Origin of the sequence: Mumia sp. Pv4-285, assembly GCF_041320275.1 — a bacterium.
Taxonomy (GTDB): domain Bacteria; phylum Actinomycetota; class Actinomycetes; order Propionibacteriales; family Nocardioidaceae; genus Mumia; species Mumia qirimensis.
The window spans coordinates 3,122,773-3,137,420 of record NZ_CP162023.1; the positions used below are offsets into that span (position 1 = coordinate 3,122,773).

At 69.8% G+C, this 14,648-nt stretch carries 14 protein-coding genes; 4 read left to right on the forward strand and 10 right to left on the reverse strand.

Annotated features, from left to right (window positions below; translation table 11 throughout):
• Positions 1-33: 33 nt before the first annotated feature.
• Complete coding sequence (locus AB3M34_RS15040) at positions 34-795, reverse strand: acyl-CoA thioesterase (protein ID WP_370615082.1); 762 nt, start codon at positions 793-795, stop codon at positions 34-36.
• A gap of 150 nt (positions 796-945) precedes the next feature.
• Here AB3M34_RS15040 and fabG point away from each other — a divergent pair, with 150 nt between their 5' ends.
• Both fabG and AB3M34_RS15050 read left to right on the forward strand, forming a co-directional pair.
• The gene (fabG, locus tag AB3M34_RS15045) at positions 946-1,701 is read left to right on the forward strand and encodes a 3-oxoacyl-ACP reductase FabG (RefSeq protein WP_370615083.1); all 756 of its coding nucleotides are present in this window, start codon (positions 946-948) and stop codon (positions 1,699-1,701) included.
• 1 nt (position 1,702) lies between these two features.
• A complete protein-coding gene (locus tag AB3M34_RS15050) occupies positions 1,703-2,734 on the forward strand; it encodes a phosphotransferase family protein (RefSeq protein WP_370615084.1) in 1,032 nt (343 codons plus the stop codon).
• 111 nt (positions 2,735-2,845) lie between these two features.
• Here the strand turns inward: AB3M34_RS15050 and AB3M34_RS15055 are convergent, their stop codons facing one another.
• The 4 genes from AB3M34_RS15055 to AB3M34_RS15070 form a co-directional block, all read right to left on the reverse strand.
• Positions 2,846-3,625: an SDR family oxidoreductase gene (locus AB3M34_RS15055; protein ID WP_370615086.1), complete on the reverse strand. Its 780-nt coding sequence runs from the start codon at positions 3,623-3,625 to the stop codon at positions 2,846-2,848.
• Between the two features lies 1 nt (position 3,626).
• Positions 3,627-4,391 carry an SDR family oxidoreductase gene (locus AB3M34_RS15060; protein WP_370615088.1) on the reverse strand — a complete coding sequence of 255 codons (765 nt, stop codon included), beginning with the start codon at positions 4,389-4,391 and terminating at the stop codon, positions 3,627-3,629.
• Positions 4,388-5,611 carry an acetyl-CoA C-acetyltransferase gene (locus AB3M34_RS15065; RefSeq protein ID WP_370615089.1) on the reverse strand — a complete coding sequence of 408 codons (1,224 nt, stop codon included), beginning with the start codon at positions 5,609-5,611 and terminating at the stop codon, positions 4,388-4,390. Before AB3M34_RS15065 ends, AB3M34_RS15060 begins: the two co-directional genes overlap by 4 nt.
• Before the next feature lie 91 nt (positions 5,612-5,702).
• A complete protein-coding gene (locus AB3M34_RS15070) occupies positions 5,703-6,848 on the reverse strand; it encodes an acyl-CoA dehydrogenase family protein (protein WP_370615090.1) in 1,146 nt (381 codons plus the stop codon).
• A 104-nt stretch (positions 6,849-6,952) separates the two neighbouring features.
• Between AB3M34_RS15070 and AB3M34_RS15075 the strand changes: the two genes are divergently transcribed.
• On the forward strand, positions 6,953-7,561 hold the full coding sequence (locus AB3M34_RS15075; RefSeq protein ID WP_370615092.1) for a TetR/AcrR family transcriptional regulator: 609 nt from the start codon (positions 6,953-6,955) through the stop codon (positions 7,559-7,561).
• Positions 7,562-7,701: 140 nt separating this feature from the next.
• Here the strand turns inward: AB3M34_RS15075 and AB3M34_RS15080 are convergent, their stop codons facing one another.
• On the reverse strand, positions 7,702-8,238 hold the full coding sequence (locus AB3M34_RS15080; RefSeq protein ID WP_370615094.1) for a YceI family protein: 537 nt from the start codon (positions 8,236-8,238) through the stop codon (positions 7,702-7,704).
• Positions 8,239-8,379: 141 nt separating this feature from the next.
• On the opposite strand from AB3M34_RS15080, the gene AB3M34_RS15085 reads away from it, so the two are divergent.
• Positions 8,380-8,865 carry a MarR family winged helix-turn-helix transcriptional regulator gene (locus AB3M34_RS15085; protein WP_370615096.1) on the forward strand — a complete coding sequence of 162 codons (486 nt, stop codon included), beginning with the start codon at positions 8,380-8,382 and terminating at the stop codon, positions 8,863-8,865.
• A gap of 93 nt (positions 8,866-8,958) precedes the next feature.
• On the opposite strand, the gene ettA is transcribed toward AB3M34_RS15085, so the two are convergent.
• The 4 genes from ettA to AB3M34_RS15105 form a co-directional block, all read right to left on the reverse strand.
• Positions 8,959-10,641 (reverse strand): energy-dependent translational throttle protein EttA, encoded by a 1,683-nt coding sequence (ettA, locus tag AB3M34_RS15090; RefSeq protein ID WP_370615097.1) that lies wholly within the window; start codon positions 10,639-10,641, stop codon positions 8,959-8,961.
• A gap of 66 nt (positions 10,642-10,707) precedes the next feature.
• Entirely contained in the window at positions 10,708-11,172 is a 465-nt protein-coding gene (locus tag AB3M34_RS15095; RefSeq protein WP_370615099.1) for a single-stranded DNA-binding protein, read from the reverse strand.
• 118 nt (positions 11,173-11,290) lie between these two features.
• Complete coding sequence (locus AB3M34_RS15100; RefSeq protein WP_370615101.1) at positions 11,291-12,916, reverse strand: GTPase; 1,626 nt, start codon at positions 12,914-12,916, stop codon at positions 11,291-11,293.
• 1 nt (position 12,917) lies between these two features.
• Positions 12,918-14,636 carry an ABC transporter gene (locus AB3M34_RS15105; protein WP_370615103.1) on the reverse strand — a complete coding sequence of 573 codons (1,719 nt, stop codon included), beginning with the start codon at positions 14,634-14,636 and terminating at the stop codon, positions 12,918-12,920.
• Positions 14,637-14,648 lie beyond the last annotated feature (12 nt).

The following is a 14,648-nucleotide window of genomic DNA, read 5'->3' on the forward strand; positions in this document are numbered from 1 at the left end:
ATCGACTCAAACCTGGCCGCTCGTGCGGTCGGCTCACAGCGCCACGTACTCGGCGAGCTGTGCGCGCACGTGCTCAGAGATCTCGCGCGACCGCTGGGCGACGGGGTCGAACGCGACCATCACCGCGCGCGACGTCGCGACCACGACCGGCCCGCCGCCGTCGGTCGGCATCTCGTCGATCAGCTCCGCGCGCACCTCGTACGAGGAGTGACCGACACGTCCGACGCCGTTGCGGACCACGTAGGGCTCCGCGCGGTACGGCGCTGGTCGGAGGAAGGTCGTCTCGTTCCGGGCGACGACCCACGGGTGCACGCGACGCCCGGTCGCGATCGTGATGAACGCGACCCGCCCTTCCTGGAAGAGCTCCAGCATGGCGACGGGGTCGACCACGCCGTCCGGACCGAGGTCACGGACGCGGATCCGCATCGGCGCGGACGTCGTACGGCCGGGGCTGGGCGGGATGCGTGGCAGGGTCTCCGGGACGTCGGCCAGCGTCGTACGGGCGCGCAGGAAAACCGTGCGTCCGCCGTCCTCGCGGAGATCGACGAGCTCCTGCTCGACGACGCCGTCGCCCGACCAGCTGGTCTCCACGAGGAGAGGCTCCGGCCGGAAGACCACAGGGGCTCGGTAGTCGACCTCGAGCCGCAGCACGCGCTCGCCTCCGAGCGACTCCCCCGTCTCGCTGACTGCCGCGATCCGGGCCTCACGCAGGTAGTCGGCGTACGTGACGTTGTTGACATGGGCCTGCTGGTCGATGTCGGCCCAGCGCATCGGGCACGGGAAGACGTGGCGCACCCGTTGATCGTGACAGACCGGCAGGACGGACGGTTTCCGGCCCCCGCTCCCCTGTGTCGTCGCTCACGGCGGATGAGGTACGTTGCTAGCGACCTCGCTAAGCGACCGCTTAGCGGTCCCGAGCACCGTTCGAAGCATCGAGGAGAAGTTGTGAGCCAGCAGCGCACTGCCATCGTCACCGGCGCCGCACGCGGCATCGGCGCCGCCGTCGCCAAGCGCCTCGCGTCCGACGGCCACGCCGTCGCCGTCATCGACCTCGACGAGGCGGCCTGCGCGGCCACCGTCGACGCGATCACCGCAGCAGGCGGCAAGGCCGTCGCGATCGGCGCGGACGTGTCCGACGAGCAGGCAGTCGCCGCCGCGTTCGAGCGCATCGTCGCCGAGCTCGGCGCCCCCACCATCCTCGTGAACAACGCCGGCATCATCCGCGACAACATGCTGTTCAAGATGTCGGTCGCCGACTGGGACTCCGTGATGGGCGTGCACCTGCGCGGCGCGTTCCTCATGGCCCGTGCGGCTCAGCAGCACATGGTCGAGGCGAAGTTCGGCCGCATCGTCAACCTCTCGTCGACCTCGGCGCTCGGCAACCGCGGCCAGGCCAACTACTCGGCCGCGAAGGCCGGCATGCAGGGCTTCACCAAGACCCTCGCGATCGAGCTCGGCAAGTTCGGTGTGACCGCCAACGCGATCGCCCCCGGATTCATCGAGACCGAGATGACGGCGGAGACTGCCGCCCGCCTCGGTGTCGACTACGAGGACTTCAAGAAGTTCAGCGCCCAGCAGATCCCCGTGGCGCGGGTCGGCCAGCCTGAGGACATCGCGGCGACGACCTCCTTCCTCACCAGCGAGGAGTCCGGCTTCGTCTCGGGCCAGGTCATCTACGTCGCCGGCGGACCGAAGGACTGACATGGCCGACGACCTCCCCGGTCTGGACCTCGACCGGCTGGGCACCTATCTCGACGAGACGGTGCCCGGCCTGGTGGACGGCCCCCTCAGCGGATCCGTCATCCCCGGCGGCCGCTCCAACCTGACGTACGACGTCACCGACGGGACGACGCACATCATCGTCCGTCGACCTCCGCTCGGCCACGTGCTCGCCACGGCTCACGACATGAGCCGCGAGCACACCGTGATGGGCGCCCTGTGGCCGACCGACGTGCCGGTGCCGCAGGTCCACGCCCTGTGCAACGACACCGACGTGCTCGGCGCACCGTTCTACGTGATGAGCAAGGCCGAGGGGCGGGCGATCCGTCGTGCGGCCGAGCTCGAGGAGCTCGGTCCGGAGCGCACCCGCGACCTCGCCGAACGCCTCATCGACACCCTCGCCGACCTGCATGCCGTCGACCCCGCCTCGGTCGGGCTCGCGGACTTCGGGCGTCCGGACGGCTACCTCGAGCGGCAGGTCAGGCGCTGGACCAAGCAGGCCGAGGCCTCCAAGAGCCGCGATCTCGACGGCTACGAGGAGCTTCGCGACTACCTCGGGGCTCATGTGCCCGAGCGCTCCGACGCGACGATCGTCCACGGTGACTACCGCCTCGACAACGCGCTCGTCGACACCTCGCCCGAGGGCAAGGACCGCATCACGGCAGTGCTCGACTGGGAGATGGCGACGCTCGGCGACCCGCTCTCCGACATCGCGCTCACCATCGTCTACCAGGAGATGGGCCGTACGACCCTCAAGAACGCGGTCGCCGACGCGACTGCTGCCCCGGGCTACCCGTCGGTCGACGAGGTGCTGGAGCGCTACACCTCGAGGAGCGGACGCGACGTCTCGACGATGGGGTTCCACCTCGCGCTCGGCTACTTCAAGCTCGCGATCATCACCGAGGGCATCCACTACCGGTTCACGCAGGGCCAGACGGTCGGCGAGGGCTTCGGCCGGATGGGTGAGGCCACGCAGCCGCTGATCGCTGCCGGCCTGGCCTGCGCACGCACCTGATCGCCAGTCCGTTTGCCAGGCTAGCGCCGCAAAGGCCGCTCGCACCCCAGAAGTTTGCGGGGTACGAGCGGCCTTTGCGGTGTGGCGTGGCGACCCTTGGGCCGGGACGCGTCAGAAGTCCGGACGGAGGTCCTCGACGCGCTGCTGGAGGCGGTTCATGCCACCGAGCCAGCGGTCGGGGTCCGCCGTCTTCGCCTGCACGTAGTCCGCGACCTCGGGGTGCGGCAGGATCAGGAAGCGGTCGTCGCCCAGCGCGGCGTACACCGTCTCCGCCACCGCCTCCGGCGTGATCGCGGTGTCCTTGAGGGTGACGTCGCCCGCTGGACCCGAGTCGTCGAGCATCGCCGTACGCACGCCCTGGGGGCACAGCGTCTGCACGACGATCCCCCGGTGCCGGTACGTCGCCGAGAGCCACTCCGCGTGCGCGACGGCGGCGTGCTTGCTGAGCGTGTACGGGGCGGAGCCGAGCATCATCAGCAGCCCGGCAGCCGAAGCCGTCGCGACGAACCGCCCCTCCCCACGCTCGAGCCAGTCGGGAAGCAGCGCCCGCGCCGCGCGTACGTGCGCCATGACGTTGACCTGCCACGACGCCTCGAAGTCGTCCTCGGTCGCGGCACCGTGTCCTCGGGCGATGCCGGCGTTCGCGAAGAAGACGTCGATCTTTCCGAGGTGGTCGCGTGCGGCGTCGACCAGGGCGCGTACGCCCGCCTCCGTCGCCGCGTCGCCCGGCACGGCGAGACCGCCGACCTCGTTGGCGACCCGCGCCGCAGAATCGGCGTCGAGGTCGCTGACGACGATCCGCGCACCGGCTGCCACCAGCCGGTGCGCGATCGCCCGCCCGATCCCGTTGCCGCCGCCGGTGATGACGACGCCCGGGCGATCGGGCAACACCTCAGACTCCGCCGGTGAGGGTCAGTCCGCCGTCGATGACGACGTTCTGACCGGTCAGCCAGCCGGCCTCGTCGGAGAGCAGGAACGCCACCACCGAGCCGATGTCCTCGGGCACGCCGAGGCGCTTCATCGGGTACTCCGCGGCGACCTCCTCCTCGCGGCCCTCGTACAGGGCGCCCGCGAACCTGGTCTTGACGACCGCCGGAGCGACCGAGTTCACGCGCACCTTCGGCCCCAGCTCGACCGCCAGCTCCTGGGTCACGTGGATCAGCATGGCCTTGGTCGCACCGTAGAAGCCGATGCCGGGAGCGGGCTTGATCCCTGCGACCGACGCGATGTTGACCACCGTGCCACCGTGGGCGTCCATCCACGCGCCGTAGACCTTCTGCGTCCACGCCAGGGCGCTCAGGACGTTGACGGCGAACATCTTCTGGGCCGCGCCGAGGTCGAGGTCGATCATGCGGCCGTACGCCGGGTTGATGCCGGTGTTGTTCACCAGGTGGTCGATCGACCCGAAGGCCTCGATCGTGCGTGCGATCACGTCGTCCTGGTGCGCCGCGTCGTCGGCCTTGCCGGCGACGCCGATCGCGACCTCGGGACCCCCCAGGTGGACGACCGCCTCCTGCAGGGCCTCGTCGTTGCGCGCGGTGATGCACACGCGTCCGCCCTCGGCGACGATCCGCTCGGCGACGCCGAGTCCGATGCCGCGGCTGGCACCGGTGATGATCGCGGTTCGCCCGGCGAAGCGCTTTGCGTCTCCGCTCACGAGAGACGCTCGATGACCATCGCCATGCCCATGCCGCCGCCGACGCACATCGACTCGACGCCGTACTGCTTGTCGTGCCACTGCAGCGAGTTGATCAGCGTCGCCGTGATGCGAGCGCCGGTCATGCCGAAGGGGTGGCCGACGGCGATCGCGCCACCGTTGACGTTGAGCTTGTCCTCGTCGATCCCCAGCTGCTGGGCCGATCCGAGCGACTGCACCGCGAAGGCCTCGTTGATCTCGAAGAGGTCGACGTCGCCGAGGCTCATGCCGGCGTTCTTGAGCGCCTGCGGGATCGCCTCGACCGGTCCGAGACCCATGATCTCGGGCGACAGACCGGTGACACCGGTCGAGATGATGCGGGCGAGCGGCGTGAGGCCGAGGTCCTTCGCCTTCTGGTCGCTCATGATGACGAGCGCGGCGGCGCCGTCGTTCAGCGGGCAGGCGTTGCCGGCGGTGACGGTGCCGTCGGGCCGGAACACCGGCTTCAGCGAGGAGACCGCCTCGTACGTGGTGCCGGCGCGCGGGCCGTCGTCGGCCGTGACCTGCGTGCCGTCGGCGAGCGTGACCGGCGTGATCTCGCGAGCCCAGAAGCCCTCGGCGATGCGCTGCTCGGTGAGGTTCTGGCTGCGTACGGCGAAGCGGTCCTGCTCCTCGCGGCTCATGCCGAGGACCTGCGCGACGTTCTCCGCGGTCTGGCCCATCGCGATGTAGGCGTCGGGAAGGTTGCCGTCCTCACGCGGGTCGGTCCACTTCTGACCGCCCTCGGTGAACGACTCCGTGCGCTGGACGGCGTCGTTGAAGATCGGGTTGGTGATCTCCTGGCCGGGGATCAGGTCGGAGTTGCCCTTGACGAAGCGGCTGACGGTCTCGACGCCGGCCGAGATGTAGGCGTCGCCCTCGCCGGCCTTGATCGCGTGGAAGGCCATCCGGGTGGTCTGCAGGCTCGACGAGCAGTAGCGGGTGACCGTCGTGCCAGGCAGGAAGTCGTAGCCGAGGAGGACCGAGACGATGCGGCCCATGTTCATGCCCTGCTCGCCGCCGGGGAGTCCGCAGCCGAGGATGAGGTCGGTGATGTCGCGTGGGTCGAGCTCGGGGACCTTGTCGAGCGCGGCGCGCACCATCTGCGCGCTCAGGTCGTCGGGACGCATGTCCTTGAGCGAGCCCTTGAACGCGCGCCCGATCGGCGAACGCGCGGTGGAGACGATGACGGCTTCAGGCATTGAGATGTCCTTCTCTCGAGGTCCAGACTGTTCTTGAGTTGAGCCGGTGTTGCGGGTGTCCCGAGACGGTGTCGCAGGGGTGACCGGGAGGTCAGAGCCCGAGGTCGCGGCCGATGAGCTCCTTCATGATCTCGTTCGAGCCGGCCCAGATCTTGGTGACGCGGGCGTCCTGCCAGGCGCGCGCGACTCGGTACTCGTTCATGAATCCGTAGCCGCCGTGCAGCTGGACGCAGTGGTCGAGCACCTCGTTCTGCACCTGCGACGACAGCCACTTGACCTTGGCGGCGTCGATCGCGGTGAGGGCGCGCTGGGTGTGCGCCATGACCGCGGCGTCGACGTACGCCTCGACGGACTCGATGCGGGTGACGAGCTCGGCGAGCAGGAACTTGTTGTGCTGGAACGATCCGATCGGCTGCTTGAAGGCCTGGCGGTCCTTGGCGTAGTCGATCGTCTCGAGCAGGATCTGCTTGGCGTGCGCGACGTTGGAGACCGCGCACGAGAGACGCTCCTGCGGGAGACGCTCCATCATCGCGATGAAGCCGCGGTCGACCTCGCCGATGACCTGCGCGTCGGTCACGCGTACGTCGGAGAAGAAGAGCTCGGCGGTGTCCGACTCGTTCTGGCCGACCTTGTCGAGCTTGCGGCCGCGGGTGAAGCCGTCCATGCCGGTCTCGACGGCGAAGAGGGTGATGCCCTTGGCCCCCTTCTCGGGGCTCGTGCGGGCGGCGACGACAACCAGGTCGGCGGACCAGCCGTTGGTGATGAACGTCTTGGAGCCGTTGATGACCCAGTCGTCGCCGTCGCGGACGGCGGTGGTCTTCAGCGCTGCCAGGTCGGACCCGCCGGACGGTTCGGTCATCGCGATGGCCGTGAGCAGCTCACCGGTGACGAACCGGGGAAGCCAGCGCTCCTTCTGCTCGTCCGTGGTCAGCTCGACGAGGTACGGGGCGACGATGTCGGAGTGGATGCCGGTGCACGACGGCAGCGCGGCGTTGACCTTCGACAGCTCCTCGGCGAGAACGGCGTTGAAGCGGAAGTCACCGGCCTCCGCACCGCCGAACGCCTCCGGCACCTCGAGCCCGAGGAGACCTTGCTTGCCGGCCCCGAGCCAATAGTCGCGCGGCAGACCCTTGTCGACGGCATACTGCTCGACGTTCGGGAGAACGCTCCGCTCGACGAACGCCGCGACCGAGGCGCGGAAGGCCTCGTGGTCGTCCTCGAAGATTGCTCGCTTCATCGGGAGGGCCTCCGGGTCATGAGATCGTGATCCCCTAGAGTGTACTAAGCGCGCGCTTAGCGCGTGGAGGGGTCCCCCCACCCTCCTCGACCCCAGGAGTGACCATGACCGAGGCTCCAGCCCGCAAGCGGCTGACCGACGCCGCCATCGACGCGTTCGCCGAGCGCGGGTTCCACGCGACGACGACCCGTGACATCTCGACACGGGCCGGCATGAGCCCGGCAGCACTCTACGTGCACCATGCCTCCAAGGAGCAGCTGCTGTACGAGGTCAGCAGCTCCGGGCACATCGAGTGCCTCGAGATGATCCGCGCGGCGGCGGCGACGAGCGCCGACCCTGTGCAGCGTCTCGCCAACATGCAGTTCGCGTTCACGCGCTACCACGCCACGCACACCGCGGGCGCCCGTGTCGTCCAGTACGAGATTGCCGCGCTGACTCCCGAGCACCGCCGGGAGGTCGCCGGATACCGACGCGACATCGAGCGCGTCTACCACGAGGCGATCACGGACGGTGTCGAGAAGGGCGTCTTCGACGTCCAGGACGTCCCCGGGGTCTCGCTCGCGCTGATCTCGATGGCGATCGACCTCGTCCGGTGGTACCAGCCGCAGGGCGCCCGGACGCCAGAGTCGCTCGGCCGGATCCACGCCCAGATGGCCCTGCGGTCGGTCGGCGTCACCCACGAGGTTGCGCCCGAGGAGACTCCCGCCGACTGAGGCGTGCCGGCCACCGACGCGCAGAGGGCGGCGCGGCTGAAACAGCAGCGCGGCCGTCCTGAAGCCGGGGGAAACTCCAGAACAGCCGCGCGCTCTACGCGACGATGCCGCGACGCGATGGCGTCACGGCATCGGCGGGATCACTGGGCGAGAACGGCCTCGCCGGTGATGTTGACGGTGATCTTGTCACCGATCATGACCTTGTCGCCCTCGAGCGGGATGTTGAAGTCGATCCCGAACTCCTTGCGGCTGATCGTCGTGGTGGCCTCGACGCCCACGCGGGTGCCGCCCCACGGGTCCTTGCCCTCGCCGAGGAACTCGACCGACAGCTCGACCGGACGGGTGATGTCCTTGATCGTGAGGTCGCCGGTGACGACGAAGTCGGTGTCCGACTTCGCGACGACGCCGGTCGACGTGAAGGTCATCGTGGGGTGCGTCTCGACGGAGAAGAAGTCGGCGGAGCGCAGGTGCGCGTCGCGGTCCGGCGTGCCGGTGTTGATCGAGGTGAGGTCGATCGTCGCGGTCGTCGTCGACTCCGTGATCTCCGGAGCGGTGGTGATGCTTCCCTCGAACTTCTCGAACTTGCCGCGCACCTTGCTCATGATGTGACGGACGGTGAAACCGATCTCGGTGTGGGTCGGATCGAAGTTCCAGGTGCCTGTGGTGATCTGTGCCATGGTGCTGCGTCCCCTTTTGGGTCGTGGTGGTCTTCTAGGGCTTGGCGCCGGCCTCGCCGCTGTAGTTGCGGCTTCAACCAACTGCCTTCACCGTAGCATAACTAATTGAAGACGCAACTATTCCCTGGGTACAATCGGTCCATGACCTCGACCACGCAGACCGCCCCCGACACGCGGTGGCTCGACGACCAGCAGCAACGCCTGTGGCGTTCGTTCCTCGGCGGGTCAACAGCGTTCTTCGACCAGCTCGACCGTGACCTGCGCCGCGAGCACGACCTCTCGATGCCAGAGTACGAGATCCTCGTCCGACTCTCGGAGGCCCCGGACTGGACCCTGCGGATGGCCGAGGTCGCCAGCCAGGTCGCGCACTCGCGCAGCCGCATCACCCACACCGTCAGCCGGCTCGAGCGCGCCGGGCTGGTGGAGCGCGCGTCGTGCCTGTCCGACGGCCGCGGGGTCAACGCAAAGCTCACCGAGGCCGGCATGGACCGGCTCCGCGACGCCGCTCACACCCACGTCGGCGGCGTCCGTCGATACCTGATGGACAACCTCACCGAGGACGAGTTCGAGATCCTGGGTCAGGCGTTCGAGCGCGTACGCCGCGACCTGGGCGGTCAGGGCTTCTGAGAGGTCGTCCCCTGACGACGATCGCCCCACAGCACGACGTACGAGGCCGGCCCCGCTGAACGGGGCCGGCCTCGTACTGTTCGTGCTTCTGGATCAGTCGCGTGTGAGGCGACGGTGGGTCAGCGCGTGGGGTCGTGCGGCCTCTGGGCCGAGACGCTCGATCTTGTTGGCCTCGTAGTCGGCGAAGTTGCCCTCGTACCAGTACCACGCGGCAGCGTTGTCGGCGTCGCCCTCCCAGGCCAGGATGTGGGTCGCGACGCGGTCGAGGAACCACCGGTCGTGGGAGATGACCACGGCACAGCCCGGGAACTCGAGGAGCGCGTCCTCCAGCGACTGCAGCGTCTCGACGTCCAGGTCGTTGGTCGGCTCGTCGAGAAGCAGCAGGTTGCCGCCCATCTTCAGCGTGAGCGCCAGGTTGAGGCGGTTGCGCTCACCGCCCGAGAGGACCCCCGCACGCTTCTGCTGGTCGGGGCCCTTGAAGCCGAACGACGCGACGTACGCCCGGCTCGGCATCTCGAAGTTGGCGACCTTGATGTGGTCGAGTCCGTCGGAGACGACCTCCCACACGTTCTTGGCCGGATCGATGCCGCCGCGGGACTGGTCGACGTACGAGATCTTGACCGTGCTGCCGACCGTGAGGTTGCCGGCGTCGGGCTGCTCCTCGCCGATGATCATCTTGAACAGCGTGGTCTTGCCGACGCCGTTGGGGCCGACGATGCCGACGATGCCCGCTCGCGGCAGCGAGAAGCTCAGGTCGTCGATCAGCGTGCGGTCGCCGAACGCCTTGGTGAGGTCGTTCACGTCCAGGACGACGTCGCCGAGGCGCGGACCCGCCGGGATGTTGATCTCGGAGAGGTCGACCGAACGACGGCGCTCGGCCTCGGCGGCGAGCTCCTCGTAGCGCGCCAGACGCGACTTGCTCTTGGCCTGACGGGCCTTCGGGTTGGACCGGACCCACTCCAGCTCGCGCTCGAGGATCTTCTGACGCTTCGCGTCCTTCTTGCCCTCGACCACGAGGCGCTGCTGCTTGGTCTCGAGGTAGGTGGAGTAGTTGCCCTCGTACGGGTGCGTCTTGCCGCGGTCGAGCTCGAGGATCCACTGCGCGACGTTGTCGAGGAAGTAGCGGTCGTGGGTGACGGCGAGGACGGCACCGGGGTACTTGGCGAGGTGCTGCTCGAGCCACAGCACGCTCTCGGCGTCGAGGTGGTTGGTGGGCTCGTCGAGGAGCAGGAGGTCGGGCTGCTGGAGAAGCAGCTTGCACAGCGCGACGCGGCGGCGCTCACCACCCGAGAGGTTGTCGACGATCGTGTCCGGCGGCGGGCACCGCAGCGCATCCATCGCCTGCTCGAGACGCGAGTCGAGGTCCCAGGCGTTGGCGTGGTCGAGATCGGTCTGCAGCTCGCCCATCTCCGCGAGGAGAGAGTCGTAGTCGGCGTCGGGGCTCGCCAGCTCCTCGCTGATCGCGTTGAAGCGGTCGAGCTTGCCCTTGATCTCGGCGACCGCCTCCTCGACGTTCTCGAGGACGGTGGCTCCCTCGGTCAACGGCGGCTCCTGGAGAAGGATGCCGACGTTGGCCTCGGGGTCCTTGTAGGCGTCGCCGTTGCTCGGCTGCTCCATGCCGGCCATCAGCTTGAGCAGGGTCGACTTGCCGGTGCCGTTGGGGCCGACGACGCCGATCTTGGCGCCGTGGAGGAACGAGAGCGTCACGTCGTCCAGGACGACCTTGTCGCCGAGGGACTTGCGGACGTTGCGCAGGGTGAACACGTAGTCAGCCATGATGGGTCCAGCGTAGGCGCTCCCCCGGCGGAGCCGTGAATCGGACCGTCGGAGGAGCAGCACACCTCAGACGGCGACCGCCTCCGCTCGAAGGTCGGGAACGGCATGGGTGCTCTCGAACGCTGCCACCGCCTCTCCTTCCTGCGACGGCGTCTCGACAGTGGGCGCCGGCTCGTTGCGACGGAACGTGGTCGTCCCGCGGTTGAGGTCGTGGCACACCGCAGTCGCTTCGAGGACGTCGCGACGGTGCTCCTCCCCCGACTCCTTGTCCTGCCAGGTGTGGGTGCGGAGCCGGCCGAGGACCACGACCGGGTCCCCCAGCTGGAGGGAGGTGGCCGCGTTCTGTGCCAGCGTGCGGGCGGCCTTCACGGTGATCCACACGGTCGGAAGATCACGCCACCCGCCTTGCTGCCGGTCGTAGTAGCGCGGCGTGGATCCGACCCGGAACATCGCCCACGCGAAGCTGCCGCTCTCGCGAAGCTCGACGGGCGTGCCGACGTTGCCGTAGACGGTCATCTGGTTGTCGCTCATGGGCGCTCCTGTCATCGGGGACACCCTCAATGTGGGTTCTCCGCGCAGGAACGAACCACGGCGTCCTCGCCGCTGTGGACGAGCACACCGTGTGGACGGATGACGCGAGGACGACCGGTCAGACGTTGCGGCCGAGTGCCGTCGCGATGCCGCGTCGCGCCTGGTCGTACGCCGCAAGCTCGGCGTCGACCGGATCGAGCACGCGGGCACGGGCGACGTCGGCGATCGTGGACCGGAGGCGGTCCTCGACCCCGCGAGCCCTGCTCCGTGCCGAAGACTTCGCGACGACGGTGGTGACCAGGGCCAGCCCGAGCCCGACGACCAGACCGGCGACCGCGAGGATCACGGGGAGCCACACGCCTCCGACGGTCGGGGCGGACGTGCTCCCGGTCAGACCGGCTCCGGCCAGCGCGAGGAGCCACAGGAGCCCGCCGAGGGTCACCGCGAGCGCGACCCACTGGATCGCCTTGACGGCCGACCACCAAGCCGGCGGACGACCGAGACCGAGACCGGTCGAGGCGATGGCGCCGTCCAGGACGTCGCCGAGATCACGGTTGGGGACGACGACCGCGCGGCGCATGGACTGCACCCACGGAGCCGTGAGGCCGATGGTGGACTTCTCGGCCACGTCGCGGACCGCGACGTCGACGGCAGGCCGCTGCACGCGCGCCGGCACCCCGTCGGCGCCGTCACCGCCGCGAGCGCCGCTCGACTTCGAGCGTCCGATCAGGCGCAGCGGCGGCCAGGTCGTCGCGGACACGGCCTTGGAGACCAGCGTCTTCTCGGTGGAGTCGGCGACGGCTGCCACGCCCGCCGCGTCGGCGAGCGCCTCGACGAGCTGGTCGCGGTCGGAGTCGGTCAGACCGATCGCCGGCGCGTCTCCACTGACCTGACCGAGCGCCCTCGCGACGTGCTCGACGTCGGCGCCGGTGCGCATGCCGGCGGCCTGCTTGTCGCGGATCCGGCGGACGAGGGCGCGCTTGAGGTCGTCGACGCCGTCGCCCCGCAGTGCGGACACGGCCAGGACGGGGACGCCGGCGAGTCCGTCGTCGGCCAGGAGTCGGCGGATGTCCTGCAGGGCGCCGTCCCACTTCTCCGGCGGCAGCTTGTCGATCTGGTTGAGCACGACCATCGTGACGGCGGCATGGCGCGCCAGGGGGCGGAGGTAGCGCTCGTGGATCGCCGCATCGGCGTACTTCTGGGGATCGAGGACCCACACCAGCACGTCGGCGTACTGGACGAGTCGATCGACCTCCAGGTGGTGCGACACCTCGGTCGAGTCGTGGTCCGGGAGGTCGAGGAGCACCAGACCGTCGAGGTTCGTGTCGTCTGTGGTGGAGCCGAGCGGGCTGGTCAGCGACATCTGCTGACGCTCCGCGATGCCCATCCAGCCGAGCAGCTCTCGCGTGCCGCTCTCGCCCCAGGCGACAGCCATCGCCCAGGAGGTCGTCGGACGTCGGACGCCCACGGCCGAGAGCTCGATGCCGGCGACGGCGTTGAAGAGGGACGACTTCCCTGAGCCGGTCGCACCCGCGAGCGCGACCACGGTGCGGTCGCTGGCGAGGCGGAGACGCTCGCCGGCGCGGCGCACCACGACGGCTCCCTCCTCGACGAGCGCGGGGTCGAGCCGACCAGCGGTGGCGTCCACGGCGCGGGCGAGTCCGTCGACGCGCGCGGCGACGTCACCGCCGCTCGTGCTGAACAACGGTGCCGGCGAGGCGCCGGCAAGATCAGTCCCAGTCACGTCAGTCCCAGTCCTCGGGGATCAAGTCGGTGTGTCGCGCATCCTCGGCGGCACGCGCAGCGGCTCGAATGCTATCGGCTGCGGAGGGTGCAGCGGCAGTCCGAGCGAGGACGTCGTAGAAACGCTGCCTCTCGTCACGCAGCACGGTGCCCGCTCGGCGCAGGAGGTCTTCCTTGGCGAGCTCGAGCAGACGGTGGGCGGTCACGTCGCCGAAGACCTCGACGAGGAGCTCGCGGGCGGTCGATGCTCCGCTGGCGACCTCGTCCTCCCGGGGGGCCAGCTCGTTGACGACGCAGATGCCGAGCGTGACCGCGGAACCGGCCGTGCCGAGCGCCAGGAAGCGCGCAGTCATGCGACGCTCGGCGCCCTCGGCCCGCACGATCTCCGTGCACGCCTCGATCCAGTCGGAGGCGATGCGCTCGGCACGCGTCCGCAGGGTGCGGGTGGCACGCTCCAGCTCTCGCCCCGAGCCCGCGAGGAGCGACGCGCCGGCGCCGGACGCCTCCCAGGCCTGGTACGCCGCGTGGGCGCCGGCCTCGGCCTGCTCGAGCAGCAGCAGCTCGATGTCGTGGCCGAGCGTCTCCTGGACCTCGGCGACCCGGGCGCGACGGCCGCGCACGCTGTCGACGATGCGGTCGCGCAGGCGTCCGATGCGGTCGTCGGCACCGCGGAGCAGGTCACCGGACCCGGCGAAGTCGCGCCAGCGAGCCGCGAGCTCCCCCCGCATCAGCGTGCCGTCGGAGAGGTCCTTCGCGAAGGCGGCCTCGGCACCGGTGTAGGCGCGGTCGACGTCCTCGACGAGCGAGGAGAGCACCGCGCCCTGGTCGGCAACGGCGTCGGCGACGTCGAACGCGCTGAAGACGATCTTGCGGACTGCGCCGTCGAGGGTCTGCGTGACGATCGCGGCGCGCACCTCCGGGTCGGCGGCGAGGTCGTGGAGCCAGTTGAGGATCGGGGCGACGGCGCTCGGCGGCAGCAGGCCGTCCTCGTCGACGTCACCCTCGAGCACCGTGAACAGCGGAGAGTCCTTGAGGCCGCGCGCGGTGAGCATGCGGGCGAGGTGACCGCGGACCTCGCCCATCGACGGCTCGGGTGTGCGGTCGAGGACGATCGCGACGGCGGCGCTGCGGTCGGCCGCCTCCCGCAGGTAGTCCCACGGCACCTGGTCGGCGTAGCGAGCCGCCGAGGTCACGAAGAGCCACAGGTCGGCCGCGGCGAGCAGCTCGCCCGCGAGTCGCCGGTTGTCGGCCTCGACCGAGTCGACGTCCGGTGCGTCGAGGAGCGCGAGCCCCTGGGGCACCGTGTGCGCGGCGACCAGCGTCAGCGACCGCGTGTCGTGCGACTGGCTGGTGGCGCGGGCGAGGTCGGGGAGGATGCGGTCCGGCTGGAACCAGTCGGCGTCGGCCGGGTTGTGGACGAGCACGGCCGAGCGTGTCGTCGGCCGGAGCACTCCTGACTCGGTGACCTGGCGACCCACGAGCGAGTTCACGAGAGTCGACTTGCCGGCACCGGTGGAGCCACCGATCACCGTCAGGAGCGGGGCGTCGAGCTGCACCAGCCGCGGGAGGACGTAGTCGTCGAGCTGCGAGAGCAGCGATCGCTGGGCCTCGCGCCCCTCGGCGGCCCCCGGGACGTCGAGGCCCAGGGCAGCACCGCCCAGCTCGGAGCGCAGCTTGAGCAGCGCAGCGAGCAGGGTCGCGGTGGAACCATCCCTCGACACTCGTACCTCCGG

Excerpts from the sequence above, each read along its gene's own strand:
- AB3M34_RS15050 (WP_370615084.1), top strand. The coding sequence starts at position 1,703 with ATGGCCGACGACCTCCCCGGTCTGGACCTCGACCGGCTGGGCACCTAT.
- AB3M34_RS15065 (WP_370615089.1), bottom strand. The coding sequence starts at position 5,611 with ATGCCTGAAGCCGTCATCGTCTCCACCGCGCGTTCGCCGATCGGGCGC.
- AB3M34_RS15070 (WP_370615090.1), bottom strand. The coding sequence starts at position 6,848 with ATGAAGCGAGCAATCTTCGAGGACGACCACGAGGCCTTCCGCGCCTCG.
- AB3M34_RS15075 (WP_370615092.1), top strand. The coding sequence starts at position 6,953 with ATGACCGAGGCTCCAGCCCGCAAGCGGCTGACCGACGCCGCCATCGAC.
- AB3M34_RS15080 (WP_370615094.1), bottom strand. The coding sequence starts at position 8,238 with ATGGCACAGATCACCACAGGCACCTGGAACTTCGATCCGACCCACACC.
- AB3M34_RS15085 (WP_370615096.1), top strand. The coding sequence starts at position 8,380 with ATGACCTCGACCACGCAGACCGCCCCCGACACGCGGTGGCTCGACGAC.
- ettA (WP_370615097.1), bottom strand. The coding sequence starts at position 10,641 with ATGGCTGACTACGTGTTCACCCTGCGCAACGTCCGCAAGTCCCTCGGC.
- AB3M34_RS15095 (WP_370615099.1), bottom strand. The coding sequence starts at position 11,172 with ATGAGCGACAACCAGATGACCGTCTACGGCAACGTCGGCACGCCCGTC.